This window comes from Oleiphilus sp. HI0066, assembly GCF_001635725.1.
Window position 1 is genome coordinate 1 of record NZ_LWFH01000828.1, and the last position, 564, is coordinate 564.

Below are 564 nucleotides of genomic sequence, written 5' to 3' on the forward strand. Positions count from 1 at the left end.
GACTCAGTATCGGGTTAGAAAGGGCTACCCGCAAATAGCCCTGTGGAATGAGGGGATTTAGATCTCTATGTTCTGCGCAAGCTCTAATGCGTCATCAACTTCAACGCCTAAGTATCTGACTGTACTTTCAAGGCTCGTATGGCCAAGTAGTATTTGAACTGCGCGTAGATTTTTAGTTTGCTTGTATATTATTGACGCTTTAGTACGGCGCATACTATGAGTGCCGTATGCGCTTGGATCGAGATCTATGCTAGTCACCCAGCTTTTTACGATACGGCCATAATGACGAGTTGTAATATGTCCTCCTAATTTTGATCTGCTAGGAAATAGATACTCTAGGGAGCTTAGCGAACGACTTTCAATCCAGTTCGCTATTGTCTCTCGGGTCTTTCTTGTGATTTCAAAAACGACTGGATGTTGTGTCTTTTGTTGGATGACTTGCGCTCTAACCATCACTTCGGAATTACGGGCGATATCTCGAACCATGAGTTTAACCAAGTCGCATCCGCGTAGTTTGCTGTCTAAAGCCAAGTTAAATAACGCTAAGTCTCTTAGTTTTCCAGC

1 protein-coding gene is annotated in these 564 nt (G+C 43.6%); it reads right to left on the reverse strand.

Annotated features, from left to right (window positions below; genetic code table 11):
• Positions 1-57: 57 nt before the first annotated feature.
• The coding region (locus tag A3738_RS09750) for a tyrosine-type recombinase/integrase (RefSeq protein WP_068763574.1) at positions 58-564 on the reverse strand (507 nt) is incomplete at its 5' end.